1 protein-coding gene is annotated in these 274 nt (G+C 40.9%); it reads right to left on the minus strand.

The window, feature by feature from the left end; all coding sequences use genetic code 11:
- On the minus strand, positions 1–274 hold a 274-nt coding region (locus KVT11_RS19855; RefSeq protein WP_217609147.1), incomplete at both ends, for a phage holin family protein.

A 274-nucleotide genomic window follows, 5' to 3' on the forward strand; every position in this document is an offset into this window, starting at 1 on the left:
TCTTATTGTTCTTACCACCTAAAATTTCAACTGCATTTGTTAATGCTGAAGGTAAGGGAATTCCCATACGACCAGCGTTTTCTAAAAGTGAAAGTAACTCATTACCCATGAAGAAGAAGATTGTAGCTTCACGAATTGCATTGTTACTTCCAAGTACTGTATCGAGCTGGACGGCCGCGCCAACCAAAATAAAAAGCACCACCTTTTTGGCGATGCCTTTGAATCCCACTTTACTTTTCAACTCTCCGTTATATCCTGCTGCGAATACTCCTGT

Origin of the sequence: Bacillus sp. GbtcB10 (assembly GCF_019091365.1) — a bacterium.
Classification (GTDB): Bacteria; Bacillota; Bacilli; order Bacillales; family Bacillaceae; genus Bacillus; species Bacillus altitudinis.